The following is a 13,314-nucleotide window of genomic DNA, read 5'->3' as shown; positions in this document are numbered from 1 at the left end:
CATGTGAAAATGTTCCAGTGGAAACATTTTCATGTGAAACATATTTTGAATAGATTTTTTGATAAATGCTAACCCCTTGGTTTATAACGGGATTTTGTGAAGGAGAAGCTGCTTTTACATACAGTCGCCACGGAGATAGATTAAATCTGTATTTTGCAATTAAGTTAAATGAGGAAGACAAAGATTTAATCCTTCAGATCCAAGAATTCTTTGGCGTCGGTACAATTTACGATGTAAAAGCAACGCCCCCTAGAAAATACAGTGGGTTGACTAATCCAGCTGTTTATTATAGGGTTACAAGAGTTTCGGAACTAGAGAAGGTCGTCGAGCATTTTGATAATTTTCCTTTATTTGGTAAAAAGCTTAAGTCCTATAAGATTTGGAGACAAATGTTCGAGGTTAAGCAAAAATTCCGCCAGCCAGATAAAATGAAGTTGGCAGAGTTAGCTTTGTCTCTTTCTAAGCTGAGCAATAAGAATACCAAGTTAAGAAATAGGCAGCAGTGAACATATGGCAAAAGCCATTACAATTTGTAATCAAAAAGGCGGTACAGGCAAGACCACAACCGCAATCAATTTAGCCACTTACATGGCAACCGCTGGTAAAAAGGTGCTGTTAGTGGACATTGATCCTCAGGGTAATTCTACTAGCGGCATTGGTCTTGACAAGAGATCTCTGGACATTTCCATTTACCACTGCCTTATTGGAGACAAACATCTGCAAGAAGCCTCAAAAAAGACCGCTATATCTGGCTTAGATATAGTACCTGCCAATGTTGATTTAGTCGCCTTTGAAATCGAGCTAGCTAATGCTGAGAATAGAGAGCTTCGACTACGCGAGATAATTGCTCCCATAAGAGAAAGTTACGATTACATTATTATTGATGCCCCGCCGTCATTAGGTCTGCTTGCTCTTAATAGCCTCGTAGCCGCAGATACTGTTTTAATACCACTTCAGTGCGAGTATTATGCTCTTGAAGGTCTAACCCAGTTATTGCAAAGCATCCAATTGGTCAAAGAGAGAATAAACCCCAACCTGGGTATTGAAGGCATATTGTTAACTATGGCTGATTACCGCACTAATTTAACTCAAGAAGTGATACAAGAGGCGAGGGAGTATTTTAAGGATAAGGTGTTCCAGACAGTTATACCTAGGAATGTAAGACTTAGCGAGGCTCCTAGTTATGGCAAACCAATATTATTCCATGACAAGAATTCTCTTGGGGCCAAGATGTATGAATCATTGACAAAAGAGATTTTGGGTAATAATTTGATGTAACACTATGAAAATAAAGGAGTTATAGTAAATTAATGTATAATATTGGACATTTACGCATATATAGAGCGTAAGGAGAAATATCATGTCAACTAAAGCCTTGGGCAGAGGCCTTGCTGCCTTAATCCCAGAAAGACCCAAAAGCGCTGCCAAGCAATCATTGTCCATTGAGTATGTTGAAGTATACAAGATAAAATCTAATACATATCAGCCACGTGAGAATTTTGCTCAGGATAGATTAAACGATCTGTCTGCTTCCATAAAAGAGAAGGGGATTTTGCAACCACTTATTGTGCGCCTTACAAGCACAGGATATGAGTTGGTTGCAGGAGAAAGGCGTTTACGCGCAGCCAAAATACTAAAAATGACGCAAGTTCCTGTAATAATTAAAGATGTAGAAAATAAAGATTCATTGGTTTTGTCGATTATTGAAAATATTCAAAGGGAGAAATTAAATCCCATAGAAGAGGCGCATGCGTTTAAGCGCTTGATTAATGACTTTGGTTTTTCACAAGAAGTTGTGGCAAGCTCTGTAGGAAAAGATAGGGTTACTATTTCTAATACTTTAAGGTTGCTCAAATTGCCAAAAGAGATTCAAGATGAGGTTAGTAAAAACACAATATCAATGGGGCATGCCCGTGCTTTATTAGGATTAGCAGCTACAAAAGACCAGTTAAATTTTTTCGACAAAATAATTGCAAATTCTTTAAGCGTGCGGGAATTAGAAAGATTAATTCAGGAAAGTCCTAAACGCAAAAAGACATCTGCAAGGCGCAGCATGAAAGATGCGCATGTTCTTGCTGCGGAAGAAAACTTGCAGCAGAAAATAGGCACAAAAGTGCGAATTAATATATCAAAGAAAAATAAGGGCACGATTGTTATTGAGTTTTATAATCTGGATGATTTGGAGCGATTAACGGAGCTATTAAAGAGATGAACAAAGACAAAGAAACAAGAAACCAGGCAACCTTAGTTTTAATCAAGCCCGACGGGTTAAAAAAATCTTTAACCGGCAATATTCTTACTCGGCTTTCAGAGACAAAACTGGAAATCGTGGCCGCAAAGGTAGTCAGGGTTAGCAAAAAATTAGCACAGGAGCATTACAGCCACCTAAAAGATAAACCATTTTTCCCAGAGCTGATGAAGTATATTATGGGAGAGCTGCATGACAGAAGGAAGGTAATGGCGCTTGTATACTGGGGGACGGATGCGATTAAAAAAGTAAGACAGCTCGCCGGAACCACAAATCCAGAGGAGGCAGAGGCGACAACTATTCGTGGCTCTTATGGACGCATTACCACCGGCGGCGTATATGAAAACGTTGTTCATGTCTCAGCAAATGAGGCAGATGCCGAGAGGGAGATAAATTTGTGGTTTTCTGATGAAGAGATCATTGTTGATGTAGACAAAGGACGCTATAAATAAATTAGGGAGGGGGCGATAGAGATCCATGATTAGGGGAATGTCTGGTTTCGGACAATCAGAGGCAGAAAATAGTAAGCTTAAGGTAACTGTGCAGGTGCGCACACTCAATCATCGTTATCTTGATTATGCAATATATTTACCGGAATCATTACGCTGGCTAGAGGCCTACTTAAAGACAAAAATTAAAGGCAGGATAAAAAGAGGCAAGGTTACAGTTTCTTTTAATATTACCAATAAAGCTGCGATTAGCCCTAATATAAACCCGGATGTGATTTCTGCCTATACACGCCTTGCCCGGGAGCTTAAGAGGAGATTCGGCATCTCTGGCGATATTTCTTTTTCGCAAGCAATCAATCTGCCTAAGGTTCTCAAGGAGCCGCAGGGTATAGCTGCCAATGCAGGCACAGTGAAGAACCTTATTGCCTCAAGCTTAGGCATGGCAATAGAGGCTGTGGTGCAGATGCGCAGGAAGGAAGGAGTAGCAATATATAGAGACCTAAAAGAAAGGGCCGCATTTATCAAGAGCAAAATAAGCTTTATAGAAAGGGAGTTTCCTAAGATATTTCTGCGTGCCAAGAAGAGGTTGTCAAAGGAGGAGCTAGTTTCTTTTAAGAGAAGCGCTGATGTGAGCGAGGAGCTTGTGAGGTTGAAGTTTCATCTTGCTAATTTTTCTCGCACAGCTTGCCGTACGAATAATGAATCTATTGGTAAGGAGTTAGATTTTATCTCTCAGGAACTCCAGAGAGAGGTAAATACATTAGGGGCAAAGGTACCAGATAAGCTCGTCTCATATGCAGTAGTAAAGATTAAAAGCCAGTTAGAAAAGATTCGCGAGCAGCTACAGAATGTGGAATAAACCACGCACGGACGCAGATTCTACTTTAAGAGGCTGACATCTTAGGATCATCTGTGTAAATTAGGAGCAAGAGATGAAAAAAAGCAAAGGAAGGCTATTTATAGTATCCGGCCCTTCCGGATCAGGCAAGACCACGTTGTGTAAGATGCTAATGGCGCTTGATGACATGCGGCCACGATTGGCGCAATCTGTTTCTTTTACAACCAGGCCAATAAGATTAGGCGAGGTTGATGGCCGGGATTATTTTTTTGTTAGTGAGGATATTTTCGCTAGATATAAGAACAAGAAATGGATGCTTGAATGGAAAAATGTCTTAGGTTATAACTACGGGACCCAATTAAAATATGTTAAAGACACCATCAAGAAAGGAAAAGATATGCTTCTTTGCGTTGACGTAGGCGGTGCGCGTCAGTTAAAGAAAAGCAGATTTAAAAAAGGAGCAGTTACTATTTTTATCATGCCTCCTAATCTGAAGACATTGGAGGAGAGACTCAGGTTGCGTTCTACGGATAGCGAGCGCGCAATCTGCGCCCGCCTGAAACTGGCAAAACAGGAGATTAAATCAGTAAAGGAGTATAACTACATTATAATAAACAACGATATTGATTGGGCCATAGAAGAGTTAAAGTCAATAATTTTAGCAGAACATTGCAGGAGAGAGCATGCCCTACATTCCATTAGAAAAATTAATAGATAAGACAGACAATAGTTTATATAAGTTGGTGGTACTTGCCTCTAAGCGTGCCTTTGAAATTGCTGAAGGCGCTCCACCCCTTGTGGAAAAGACCAGTAGTTCAAAACCAGGTAGCATTGCCTTGGAAGAAATAGCTCAAGGCAAGGTCAGAATAAAACAGGCAAAGACAAAGAAGACTTAAAATGGCAAAGCAGAAAAAAAACGTAATCTTAGGCGTGACCGGAAGTATCGCAATCTATAAGGCCTGTGAATTAGTGCGAATACTTAAACAGTCTAATATAAATGTGATAGTCCTGATGACCAAGGAGGCTCAGGAATTAGTTCGGCCTTTAACCTTCAGGACTCTATCTGGCAAGCGTGTTTATACAGATTTATTTTCCAAAGAAAGTGAATGGGATGAGTATCACGTATCCTTGGCAGGAAAAGCCAATTTGATCGTGATTGCTCCGGCGACTGCAAATATTATTGCAAAACTGGCAGCAGGTATTTGCGATGATTTGTTGAGCTCAACTGTTATTGCGACTAAGGCAAAGATATTAATCGCTCCGGCAATGCACGAGGTGATGTTTAAACATCCAGTTACACAGGAGAACATCGCAAAGTTAAAAAAGATTGGTTATCAGTTTATCGGCCCCCTAAAAGGAAAACTGGCATCAGGGGATGTTGGCTGGGGTCGGCTTGTCGACGTAGCAGATATTGCCAAACGAATTAAGCAGCTTCTGTAATGATATTTTTGGCGACGTACCCAAGTGGCAAGGGGGAGGTCTGCAAAACCTTTATCCAGCGGTTCGAATCCGCTCGTCGCCTCCAAAATTACAATTAACATTGCCGAGATGTTGGAACTGGTAGACAATAGGGATTTAAAATCCCTTGTCCGTAAGGGCGTGAGGGTTCGACTCCCTCTCTCGGCATTACTTGTATGACGAGAAGTTGAAAAAAAGTATTAATATTAGGGCGGTTGGCGCAGCCTGGTTAGCGCGTCACGTTGACATCGTGAAGGTCACTGGTTCGAGTCCAGTACCGCCCATGGAATGTGACGACGTAAAATCTATCCCAAGCCGCAAGCTATATTATGAGTATTTGTGGTTGCATGATAAAACCAGACGTTAAAGGAGCAGGCGCTAAAATGAAAAAGATATGGGAGAGAATGGTTCCGCTTTCTAAGGCAGGCCGAAGTTTTGACATCAAATTTTGGCAGACACAAAGCGCAAGTGCACGTTTTACGGTTAGCTTTGATATGCTAAGGGATTTTTACAGATTAAAAGGAAAAAAAATAAATGCTCAAACCTTACGATTACAAAGAACTATTGAAGCTCTTAAACAGGCATAGGGTTAAGTATTTAATAGTAGGCGCCTACGCCGTTATACACTATACCGAACCACGCTACACTAAAGATTTAGACATTTGGATAAAACCTGAAATAAAGAATGCTAAAAAGACTTATGAGTCATTAGAAGAATTTGGAGCCCCTTTAAAGGATGTGGCGGTTGAGGATTTTACTAATAAAGATCTTGTTTATCAGATAGGCGTTGAACCCGTAAGGGTTGATATAATAATGGGCATTCCAGCAGTAAAGTTTGAGCATGCTTGGCGCAATAGAAAGATTGCTAACTTTGATGGCATTAAGGTCAATATTATCGGGATAGATGAGTTGCTAAAATCAAAGAAGAGATTAAAGCGGCACTCGGATATTGCCGATTTAGATAGTTTAAAGAGCAGCTTAAGACTGAAAAAAAAGAAATAAGATGAATTTAGAAACATTAAGACATTCTTGTTCGCATGTTTTAGCTCAGGCAGTAAAAGAGCTCTGGCCAGAGGTCAAGCTTGGCATCGGCCCTGCCATTGAAGATGGCTTTTATTATGATTTCGATAGAGAGGAGCCTTTTTGTGATGCAGATTTAGCTAAGATCGAAGCCAGGATGCAGCAGATTATCAAGCGCAATGAAAAATTCAAGCGTGAGGTTCTGTCCAAGGATGAGGCAATAAGATTATTCAAGAAAAGAAACGAACAATACAAATTATCACTGCTTTCAGAAATCCCAGATGAAGAGGTTACGATTTATAAAACCGGCGATGATTTTATTGATTTGTGCCGCGGCCCACATATAAAATCAACAGGAGAGATTAAGGCGTTTAAATTGCTTTCTTTAGCAGGTGCATACTGGCACGGCATAGAGACAAACCCAATGCTGCAGAGGGTATATGGCACGGTATTCTCCGATAAGAAGTTACTCAATGATTATTTAAAGCGCCAAGAAGAGGCTAAAAAAAGAGACCACAGAAAACTCGGGCCAGAATTAGGTTACTTTGATATCTATCATGAAAAGGCAGGCGCCGGTCTTGTCTTTTATCATCCAAAGGGCGCGATGTTAAGGAATATCATCGAGGATTACGAAAAGAACGAACATCTAAGCCGCGGCTATGATATGGTAATAACACCGCATATATTAAAGCAGGACCTCTGGGTACAATCCGGTCATTATGAATATTATCGGGATAATATGTTTGTTTTTAATATTGATGAGAAAGAGTATGCCCTGAAGCCGATGAATTGTCCTGGCCATATTTTGATTTACAAATCTAAATTGCGCAGCTACCGCGATCTGCCTTTGAGATTATTTGAACTAGGTACAGTATATCGTTATGAAAAGAGCGGCGTGCTTCACGGCCTGTTAAGAGTGAGAGGTTTTACCCAGGATGATGCGCACATATTTTGCTGCCAGGAAGATTTAAAGGATGAAATTAAAAATGTTATAGATTTTGTTCTAGATACGATGAAGGTATTTGGTTTTAATGATATACACATTGAGTTAAGTACGCAGCCGGAGAAATATATAGGTCAGCCACAGCAGTGGCAGGAGGCAACCAAGGCACTCCAGGATTCGCTGAAGGAGAAATCCCTCGATTTTTCGATTAATGTCGGCGAAGGCGCATTCTATGGCCCTAAGATTGACATTAAATTAAAGGATGCATTAAAAAGGACATGGCAATGCGCTACAATCCAGTGTGACTTTGCTCTCCCCGGCCGTTTTGATTTAACCTATATAGGTAAAGATGGCAAAGAAAAACAACCTATTATGCTTCATCGCGTTATATTAGGAAGTCTGGAGAGATTTATCGGCGCGCTTCTAGAACACTATTCAGGGGCATTGCCGCTTTGGCTTTCACCAACCCAGGTGATTATTTTGCCTTTAAAAGATGCGCTCAATGAATACTGCCAAAAACTAAAACAGCGCTTAATCAAAGAAAAATTGCGCGTAGAGATTGATTTAAGTAACCAGACTCTAGGTAAAAAAATCCGCCAAGCAGAAAAGGCCAGGATTCCCTACATCTTGGTTATCGGCGAAAAGGAATGCAATAAGAATGTTGTCTCCGTAAGAAAACGCTCCATAGGCGATCAAGGTACGATGAAGATAGAAGATTTTATTGAAAAGGCAAAGATGGACATAGAAGAAAAAAGGAGGTGGTAGAGATTCGTAAGAACATACGGGTTAACAGAGGTATCCGCGCAAGTCAGATAAGACTGATTGGCGCTGAAGGGGAACAGCTGGGCATTGTTGAATTATCTCGAGGCATTGAGCTTGCTGAGGAACGCGAGCTTGATTTAGTAGAGGTTGCCGGTAATGTCAAGCCCCCAGTATGTAGGGTTATGGACTTTGCTAAGTTTAAATATGACCAGGAAAAGAAGGAGCGAGAGGCCAAGCATCATCAGAAGCGAGTCCTTATTAAAGAGATTCGGGTTAAGCCTAATATCGAAGACCATGATTATCAGGTGAAATTGCGACACGCCTTGGAATTCTTGGAGAAAGGCAATAAGGTAAAGGTCAATCTTTTCTTCCGAGGCAGAGAGATGGCTCATAAGGAAATTGGCAAGCGAGTTCTGGATAAATTTATCAGCGATATGTCAAAGGAAGGCCAGATGGAGAAGTCTCCATCCTTTGAAGGTAGAGTTATGAGCATGGTCTTTGCACCAAATAAATAAAAAATAAGAGATAGGAAAGGCACGAATTAGATTGGAGATCGATATAAAGTCTGTCTAATCTAGGCAGGTGTCTTTAGTCTATTCTGAAACGAGGTTTGTATGCCTAAATTAAAGACGAATAAATCTTTCGCAAAGAGAGCAAGACTTACTAAGAGTGGTAAAATCAAAAGACACAAAGCCGGTAAGGGCCATATCTTGACCAAGAAGAACGCTAATCGCAAAAGACGTTTAAGAAAAACGTCATTAATCAGCGGCCCGGATACAAAGCTGGCAAGGCGTCTTCTGCCTTATGGATAAATGTATATGATCCCGTCGGATGTATGAATATCTAACGGGACAAAACATACAGATGATCTTAAGATGAATTTATTTGAGATCGCCTGTGTTAATTACAATGAGAGGGGTAGAGCATGGCACGATCAACAAGGAGTCCCGGAAGTAGAAAAAGAAGAAAAAAGATATTAAAGGCAGCAAAGGGTTTCTGGGGAGACCGTAGTAAGCGATATAAACTTGCAAAGGGTACGGTAGAACGCGGGCTTGCTTTTGCCTATCGTGACAGAAGAGTGCGCAAGCGTGATTTTCGCAGGCTTTGGATTGTGCGAATCAATGCTGCCTGCAGACTGAACAAGATAAGTTATAGCCGCTTTATCAATGGCCTCCTCAAGGCAAAGATAGCCCTAGATAGGAAGATGCTTGCGGATGTGGCAGTAAATGATCCTAAGACGTTTAAGAAGTTGGTTGAAATCAGCAAGCACTAATCTGAGAGTTATTAGTTATCAGAAAGATAAATCTTCAAAACTGGAAGCTGAGGACTAAACTTTAGAGGTTTACTATGTACATAATTATTGTTGGTTGTGGAAGAGTCGGGGCACAGTTAGCTAAGCTTTTAAGCGAGGAAGGCCATAACGTAGTGGTTGTGGACAAAAACATCGCCGCCTTTGATCGCGTTGGCCAGACCTTTAACGGCATCACACAGACGGGCAACGGATGTAATAGCGATGTGCTGAAGAAGGCGGGCATTGAAAAGGCAGATGTCTTTTGCGCCCTGACTGATTATGACAATACGAATATTATGGCCTCGCAGATTGCTAAGAAGATTTTTAAAGTGCCTAAGGTCTTTGCACGTGTATATGATCCTCAGAGGGCAGCCATTTATAAGACATTAGGGCTTGATACAGTAAGCGGCACGGTTATTTTTGCTGAAGTTATCAAAGATAAAATTAAATAGGTTTATGCTGCCTGTTCATCCAAGGAGGGCGCGGTGTATATAATAATTGTTGGAGCAGGAAGGGTCGGATATTCTCTGGCTACGCGTTTAATCGCGGATAAACATGCTGTGGTACTTATTGATAGCGATAAGGAAGTCTGCGAAGAGTTGGCCAAGATATTAAACGCCTTAGTAATCTGCGGAGACGGCTGCGATCCTCATGTCTTGGAGGATGCGCGCATTGATCGTTGCGATGTTGTTGCTGTGGTAACAGGAAGCGATGAGGATAATTTAGTGATTTGTCAGCTGGCTAAGGAGAAATTTCATGTGGCGCGTACTGTCTCGCGAGTAAATGACCCAGCCAATGAAAAGATATTCAGTCAGTTAGGGGTTGATGTCCCCATAGACGCTACTGAGATCATCGCCAAGATTGTTGAAGAAGAGGTCTCGTTTGCCGACTTTGTCAATCTCCTAAGTTTTAAACGCGGAAAACTTGCTATTGTGAGAGTTGATTTACCGGCGGATTCACCCGTGATAAAGAAAGATGTCCAGTCCATTAAGCTGCCGGCTGATTCGGTTTTTGTTTCCATTATTCGAGGCGATGAGGTGATTGTGCCTAAAGGCGATACAGTTTTAGAGGCAGGAGATGATATCATTGCCCTTACATTAATCGAAAATGAACAGCAGCTCCTCAATGCCCTTATTGGCAAGATATGAAATTACTCATTCCATTTAAGAAGGCCGTCTTAGGAATAATTGCGGAGTTAAGCTTTGCTGCTTATATTTTTATTTTCGCATTTCTGTTAAGTTTGATTATTGTTCATTTGCCTCGTTAGCCCGCTGTATGCTATGTAAGTAAGAGGTTTAAAATATATATAAAGCCAATCTATGATTCTTAAACCACAAAGAGAAGATTTACAAATAATCGCATTTTTTATCGGCAAAATCGCTATCGGTTTAGGTCTGGTGATGTTCATCCCGCTTATTGTTGCTTTATGCTTAGGGGAGAATCCTGCTGGATTCGATTTTTTAATAGCTGCATCCTTGGCCTTGATCGTCGGTCTTAGCATGACTATTTTATGCCGGACTGGAAAAGATCTTAATTGGACGCAGGGTATGATTGTGGTTGCCTTATCTTGGTTGCTGGCTATGGTCTTTGGCGCAATTCCTTTTTATTTAAGCGGCCACTGGCGCTCCTTTCTAGATGCATGTTTTGATGCCATGAGCGGATTTGCGACTACAGGATTAGTTTTGGTTACGGATTTAGACCATCTGCCGCTTTCTGTAAACCTATGGCGGCATTTGATTATGTTTATTGGCGGGCAGGGGATCGTGGTTGTTGTTTTAGCCTTTCTCTTAAAAGGCTTCTCCGGCGCCTTAAAGATGTATGTGGGGGAGGCAAGAGAGGAGAAGATCCTGCCAAATATAATCCAGACAGCGCGTTTCATCTGGCTGGTAAGCATTGTCTATTTTATTATCGGTACAATAGTATTGTCTTTGGTGGGAAAGTTTGAGGGCCTGTCTTGGGGCAGGGCATTTTTTCATGGCTCTTGCATTTTCATGGCAGCCTTTGACACAGGAGGATTTAGCCCTCAATCGCAGAACATGCTTTATTATCACAGCCCGCTTTTTGAGCTTGTCAGTATTTTCTTGATGTTTCTGGGAGCATTAAATTTCAAACTACATCATACTATCTGGACCGGGGATCGCAAGGAATTACGCAGGAATATAGAGATAATTACGTTTATTGTAACCTTAAGCATTGCTTTCTTTATAACTGCCCTTGCCCTTCATCGGCTTAATATCTATCCTAACGCTGTTATGCTCATGCGCAGGGGTTTCTTTCAGGTATTTTCCGCCCACACAGGCACAGGTCATACTAATCTTTATCCGCAGCAGATGGTAGCTAGTTGGAACTCTTTAGCCTTGGTAGGTCTTATCGTTGCTATGGCCATAGGAGGCTGTGTTTGTTCTACTACCGGAGGAATAAAACTTTTGAGAATCGGAGTGCTTTTTAAGGCGCTTGTCCAGGATATAAAGAGCATACTCTTGAGCGAACGTGCTATTGTAGTTGGCAAAATACACCACATAAAAGACATGATCCTGGAGGAGAAACACGTTAGATCAGCCTTAACTATTTTCTTGGCATTTCTTTTTCTATATTCTTTCGGATCCTTGATGGGGATGTTTATGGGTTATTCTTTATTGTCTTCTCTTTTTGAGTCTACCTCAGCTGCAGCAAATGTCGGTCTTTCATGCGGCATTACCTCGCCGACAATGCCGCAGGCGTTAAAGATTGTATACATTTTTCAGATGTGGATAGGGCGGCTTGAATTTATGTCAGTTTTTGTTTTGATCGGCTTTATTGTTTCAGCCATAAAAGGAAAGTAGATGAATAAGTTATGTATCATTTTGATTGCCTTAAGTTTTTTGTGCCTGCAACCTAAGAATATCCTTGCCCAGGATGTGGTAAGCGCAAAGGACTTGATTGAAAATAGTCAAGATTATGACGGTAAGGCAATCGTCTATCAGGGCGAGGCAGTTGGCGATATAATGGTAAGAGGCAATTTCTTCTGGATAAATATATTAGACCATACTTGCGACACTGCTATTGGCATCTGGGCACCAGTAAGGCTTAAACCGCTCATTCGCTTTGTCGGGACCCACGGAGTGCGGGGCGATTATATTGAGATTCAAGGTATATTCAATGTCAGATGCAAGGCGCACGGTGGCGATCTTGATATACATGCTCAAAATTTAGCAACAATAGAAAAGGGCAAATTTTTACCAGAGAAGATAAATCCCGAGAGAAAAAGACTGGCTCTATATCTGAGCCTGGGGGTATTATGTTTGCTGATCTTAAGCATATTCAGGAACAGGCGCTGAAAGAGATTGAAAATGCAGCCACGGTTGAGGAGCTTGATAAGCTCAAGGTAAAGTATCTTAGCCGCAAGGGGTTGTTGCCTGAGTATTTTAAGAATATAAAATCTGTTTCTACTCAAGAAAGACCGCAATTTGGTAAGGCCCTAAACAAGTTAAAGGCAGATATCACGCGAGAGGCTGATAATAAATCAAGACAACTTAAGAAAAAGCCAATTCTTGCCTGTGGCGATATTGATTTCACTGCTGATGGCATTAAGACGCGGCTGGGCAAAGAACACATAATAAATCAAACCATAGATAATACCTGTGCTATTTTTGAAAAAATGGGGTTTGAGGTTGTAGAGGGTCCTGAGGTTGAGACAGAATTTAATAATTTTACTGGTTTGAACATCCCCTTAAATCATCCTTCCCGAGATGCATTCGACACGTTCTATTTAAAGACACAAGAGAGATTACTGCTGCGCAGTCACACTTCACCTGTGCAGATAAGGGTAATGAAAAACTGCGCACCACCTTTGGCTGTGGTGGTCCCAGGAAAGGTATACCGCCCAGATGCAACAGACGCCTCTCATTCTTTTATGTTTCATCAGATCGAGGGCTTTGTCGTTTCCACTGATATAAGATTTTCTGATCTAAAGGGTGTATTAGATTTATTTGCCAAGGAACTATTCGGCCCGGATATAAAGATGCGCTTTCGGCCGCATTTTTTCCCATTTACCGAACCATCGGCAGAGGTAGATATATCCTGCATAATATGTAGTAGTAAAAAAGGTCACTGTAGTGTCTGTGGCGGAAAAGGTTGGCTTGAAGTTTTAGGGGCAGGGATGATTCATCCTAATGTATTTAAACACGTCGGCTACCCAGCAGGACGCTATAGAGGATTTGCCTTTGGCATGGGGATTGAGCGTATTGCGATGCTAAAGTGTGGCATAGGCGATATCCGTCTATTCTTTGAAAACGATTTACGATTTTTGGAGCAATTCTGATTTAA

19 protein-coding genes and 3 tRNA genes are annotated in these 13,314 nt (G+C 41.2%); all 22 read left to right on the top strand.

Going from position 1 to position 13,314, the window contains the following annotated elements:
• Positions 1 to 65: 65 nt before the first annotated feature.
• Complete coding sequence (locus KJ593_00210) at positions 66 to 506, top strand: LAGLIDADG family homing endonuclease (protein MBU2540306.1); 441 nt, start codon at positions 66 to 68, stop codon at positions 504 to 506.
• A 4-nt stretch (positions 507 to 510) separates the two neighbouring features.
• Positions 511 to 1,278, top strand: a complete 768-nt coding sequence (locus KJ593_00205; protein MBU2540305.1) for an AAA family ATPase — start codon at positions 511 to 513, stop codon at positions 1,276 to 1,278.
• An 82-nt stretch (positions 1,279 to 1,360) separates the two neighbouring features.
• The gene (locus tag KJ593_00200; protein MBU2540304.1) at positions 1,361 to 2,212 is read left to right on the top strand and encodes a ParB/RepB/Spo0J family partition protein; all 852 of its coding nucleotides are present in this window, start codon (positions 1,361 to 1,363) and stop codon (positions 2,210 to 2,212) included.
• Positions 2,209 to 2,700: a nucleoside-diphosphate kinase gene (locus KJ593_00195; protein MBU2540303.1), complete on the top strand. Its 492-nt coding sequence runs from the start codon at positions 2,209 to 2,211 to the stop codon at positions 2,698 to 2,700. The genes KJ593_00200 and KJ593_00195 overlap by 4 nt, the downstream gene beginning before the upstream one ends.
• 25 nt (positions 2,701 to 2,725) lie before the next feature.
• A complete protein-coding gene (locus KJ593_00190; GenBank protein MBU2540302.1) occupies positions 2,726 to 3,556 on the top strand; it encodes a DUF1732 domain-containing protein in 831 nt (276 codons plus the stop codon).
• Between the two features lie 73 nt (positions 3,557 to 3,629).
• Positions 3,630 to 4,253 (top strand): guanylate kinase, encoded by a 624-nt coding sequence (gene gmk, locus KJ593_00185; GenBank protein MBU2540301.1) that lies wholly within the window; start codon positions 3,630 to 3,632, stop codon positions 4,251 to 4,253.
• Positions 4,219 to 4,431, top strand: a complete 213-nt coding sequence (gene rpoZ, locus KJ593_00180; GenBank protein MBU2540300.1) for a DNA-directed RNA polymerase subunit omega — start codon at positions 4,219 to 4,221, stop codon at positions 4,429 to 4,431. The genes gmk and rpoZ overlap by 35 nt, the downstream gene beginning before the upstream one ends.
• A 1-nt stretch (position 4,432) precedes the next feature.
• Positions 4,433 to 4,975, top strand: coding sequence for a hypothetical protein (locus KJ593_00175; protein ID MBU2540299.1), 543 nt, complete (start codon positions 4,433 to 4,435; stop codon positions 4,973 to 4,975).
• A 10-nt stretch (positions 4,976 to 4,985) separates the two neighbouring features.
• Positions 4,986 to 5,060 (top strand) — tRNA-Cys (locus tag KJ593_00170).
• A gap of 17 nt (positions 5,061 to 5,077) precedes the next feature.
• Positions 5,078 to 5,161 (top strand) — tRNA-Leu (locus KJ593_00165).
• Between the two features lie 41 nt (positions 5,162 to 5,202).
• Positions 5,203 to 5,277: transfer RNA gene (locus KJ593_00160), tRNA-Val, on the top strand.
• 99 nt (positions 5,278 to 5,376) lie between these two features.
• Positions 5,377 to 5,580, top strand: coding sequence for a hypothetical protein (locus KJ593_00155; protein MBU2540298.1), 204 nt, complete (start codon positions 5,377 to 5,379; stop codon positions 5,578 to 5,580).
• Positions 5,528 to 5,995, top strand: coding sequence for a nucleotidyltransferase (locus KJ593_00150; GenBank protein ID MBU2540297.1), 468 nt, complete (start codon positions 5,528 to 5,530; stop codon positions 5,993 to 5,995). The genes KJ593_00155 and KJ593_00150 overlap by 53 nt, the downstream gene beginning before the upstream one ends.
• Position 5,996: 1 nt before the next feature.
• Entirely contained in the window at positions 5,997 to 7,721 is a 1,725-nt protein-coding gene (gene thrS / locus KJ593_00145; protein MBU2540296.1) for a threonine--tRNA ligase, read from the top strand.
• 14 nt (positions 7,722 to 7,735) lie between these two features.
• Positions 7,736 to 8,233 carry a translation initiation factor IF-3 gene (gene infC / locus KJ593_00140; protein ID MBU2540295.1) on the top strand — a complete coding sequence of 166 codons (498 nt, stop codon included), beginning with the start codon at positions 7,736 to 7,738 and terminating at the stop codon, positions 8,231 to 8,233.
• Positions 8,234 to 8,332: 99 nt separating this feature from the next.
• The gene (gene rpmI / locus KJ593_00135) at positions 8,333 to 8,530 is read left to right on the top strand and encodes a 50S ribosomal protein L35 (protein ID MBU2540294.1); all 198 of its coding nucleotides are present in this window, start codon (positions 8,333 to 8,335) and stop codon (positions 8,528 to 8,530) included.
• Between the two features lie 113 nt (positions 8,531 to 8,643).
• On the top strand, positions 8,644 to 8,991 hold the full coding sequence (rplT, locus tag KJ593_00130) for a 50S ribosomal protein L20 (protein ID MBU2540293.1): 348 nt from the start codon (positions 8,644 to 8,646) through the stop codon (positions 8,989 to 8,991).
• 74 nt (positions 8,992 to 9,065) lie between these two features.
• The gene (locus KJ593_00125; protein ID MBU2540292.1) at positions 9,066 to 9,461 is read left to right on the top strand and encodes a TrkA family potassium uptake protein; all 396 of its coding nucleotides are present in this window, start codon (positions 9,066 to 9,068) and stop codon (positions 9,459 to 9,461) included.
• Positions 9,462 to 9,494: 33 nt separating this feature from the next.
• Positions 9,495 to 10,157: an NAD-binding protein gene (locus KJ593_00120; GenBank protein MBU2540291.1), complete on the top strand. Its 663-nt coding sequence runs from the start codon at positions 9,495 to 9,497 to the stop codon at positions 10,155 to 10,157.
• 171 nt (positions 10,158 to 10,328) lie between these two features.
• A complete protein-coding gene (locus tag KJ593_00115) occupies positions 10,329 to 11,831 on the top strand; it encodes a TrkH family potassium uptake protein (GenBank protein ID MBU2540290.1) in 1,503 nt (500 codons plus the stop codon).
• On the top strand, positions 11,832 to 12,326 hold the full coding sequence (locus KJ593_00110) for a hypothetical protein (GenBank protein ID MBU2540289.1): 495 nt from the start codon (positions 11,832 to 11,834) through the stop codon (positions 12,324 to 12,326).
• Positions 12,287 to 13,309 (top strand): phenylalanine--tRNA ligase subunit alpha, encoded by a 1,023-nt coding sequence (pheS, locus tag KJ593_00105; protein ID MBU2540288.1) that lies wholly within the window; start codon positions 12,287 to 12,289, stop codon positions 13,307 to 13,309. The genes KJ593_00110 and pheS overlap by 40 nt, the downstream gene beginning before the upstream one ends.
• Positions 13,310 to 13,314 lie beyond the last annotated feature (5 nt).

This window comes from Candidatus Omnitrophota bacterium (assembly GCA_018830005.1).
GTDB lineage: Bacteria > Omnitrophota > Gorgyraeia > JAHJTE01 > JAHJTE01 > JAHJTE01.
The sequence above is the reverse complement of the archived record's forward strand: the minus strand, read 5'-3'. Positions and strand labels throughout refer to the sequence as shown.

Coding starts and splice junctions, on each gene's coding strand:
- KJ593_00155 (MBU2540298.1), top strand. CDS start 5,377: ATGAAAAAGATATGGGAGAGAATGGTTCCGCTTTCTAAGGCAGGCCGA.
- KJ593_00210 (MBU2540306.1), top strand. CDS start 66: ATGCTAACCCCTTGGTTTATAACGGGATTTTGTGAAGGAGAAGCTGCT.
- KJ593_00205 (MBU2540305.1), top strand. CDS start 511: ATGGCAAAAGCCATTACAATTTGTAATCAAAAAGGCGGTACAGGCAAG.
- KJ593_00125 (MBU2540292.1), top strand. CDS start 9,066: ATGTACATAATTATTGTTGGTTGTGGAAGAGTCGGGGCACAGTTAGCT.
- KJ593_00175 (MBU2540299.1), top strand. CDS start 4,433: ATGGCAAAGCAGAAAAAAAACGTAATCTTAGGCGTGACCGGAAGTATC.
- rplT (MBU2540293.1), top strand. CDS start 8,644: ATGGCACGATCAACAAGGAGTCCCGGAAGTAGAAAAAGAAGAAAAAAG.
- rpmI (MBU2540294.1), top strand. CDS start 8,333: ATGCCTAAATTAAAGACGAATAAATCTTTCGCAAAGAGAGCAAGACTT.
- KJ593_00200 (MBU2540304.1), top strand. CDS start 1,361: ATGTCAACTAAAGCCTTGGGCAGAGGCCTTGCTGCCTTAATCCCAGAA.
- KJ593_00150 (MBU2540297.1), top strand. CDS start 5,528: ATGCTCAAACCTTACGATTACAAAGAACTATTGAAGCTCTTAAACAGG.
- KJ593_00110 (MBU2540289.1), top strand. CDS start 11,832: ATGAATAAGTTATGTATCATTTTGATTGCCTTAAGTTTTTTGTGCCTG.
- pheS (MBU2540288.1), top strand. CDS start 12,287: ATGTTTGCTGATCTTAAGCATATTCAGGAACAGGCGCTGAAAGAGATT.
- rpoZ (MBU2540300.1), top strand. CDS start 4,219: ATGCCCTACATTCCATTAGAAAAATTAATAGATAAGACAGACAATAGT.
- gmk (MBU2540301.1), top strand. CDS start 3,630: ATGAAAAAAAGCAAAGGAAGGCTATTTATAGTATCCGGCCCTTCCGGA.
- KJ593_00115 (MBU2540290.1), top strand. CDS start 10,329: ATGATTCTTAAACCACAAAGAGAAGATTTACAAATAATCGCATTTTTT.
- KJ593_00195 (MBU2540303.1), top strand. CDS start 2,209: ATGAACAAAGACAAAGAAACAAGAAACCAGGCAACCTTAGTTTTAATC.
- thrS (MBU2540296.1), top strand. CDS start 5,997: ATGAATTTAGAAACATTAAGACATTCTTGTTCGCATGTTTTAGCTCAG.
- KJ593_00190 (MBU2540302.1), top strand. CDS start 2,726: ATGATTAGGGGAATGTCTGGTTTCGGACAATCAGAGGCAGAAAATAGT.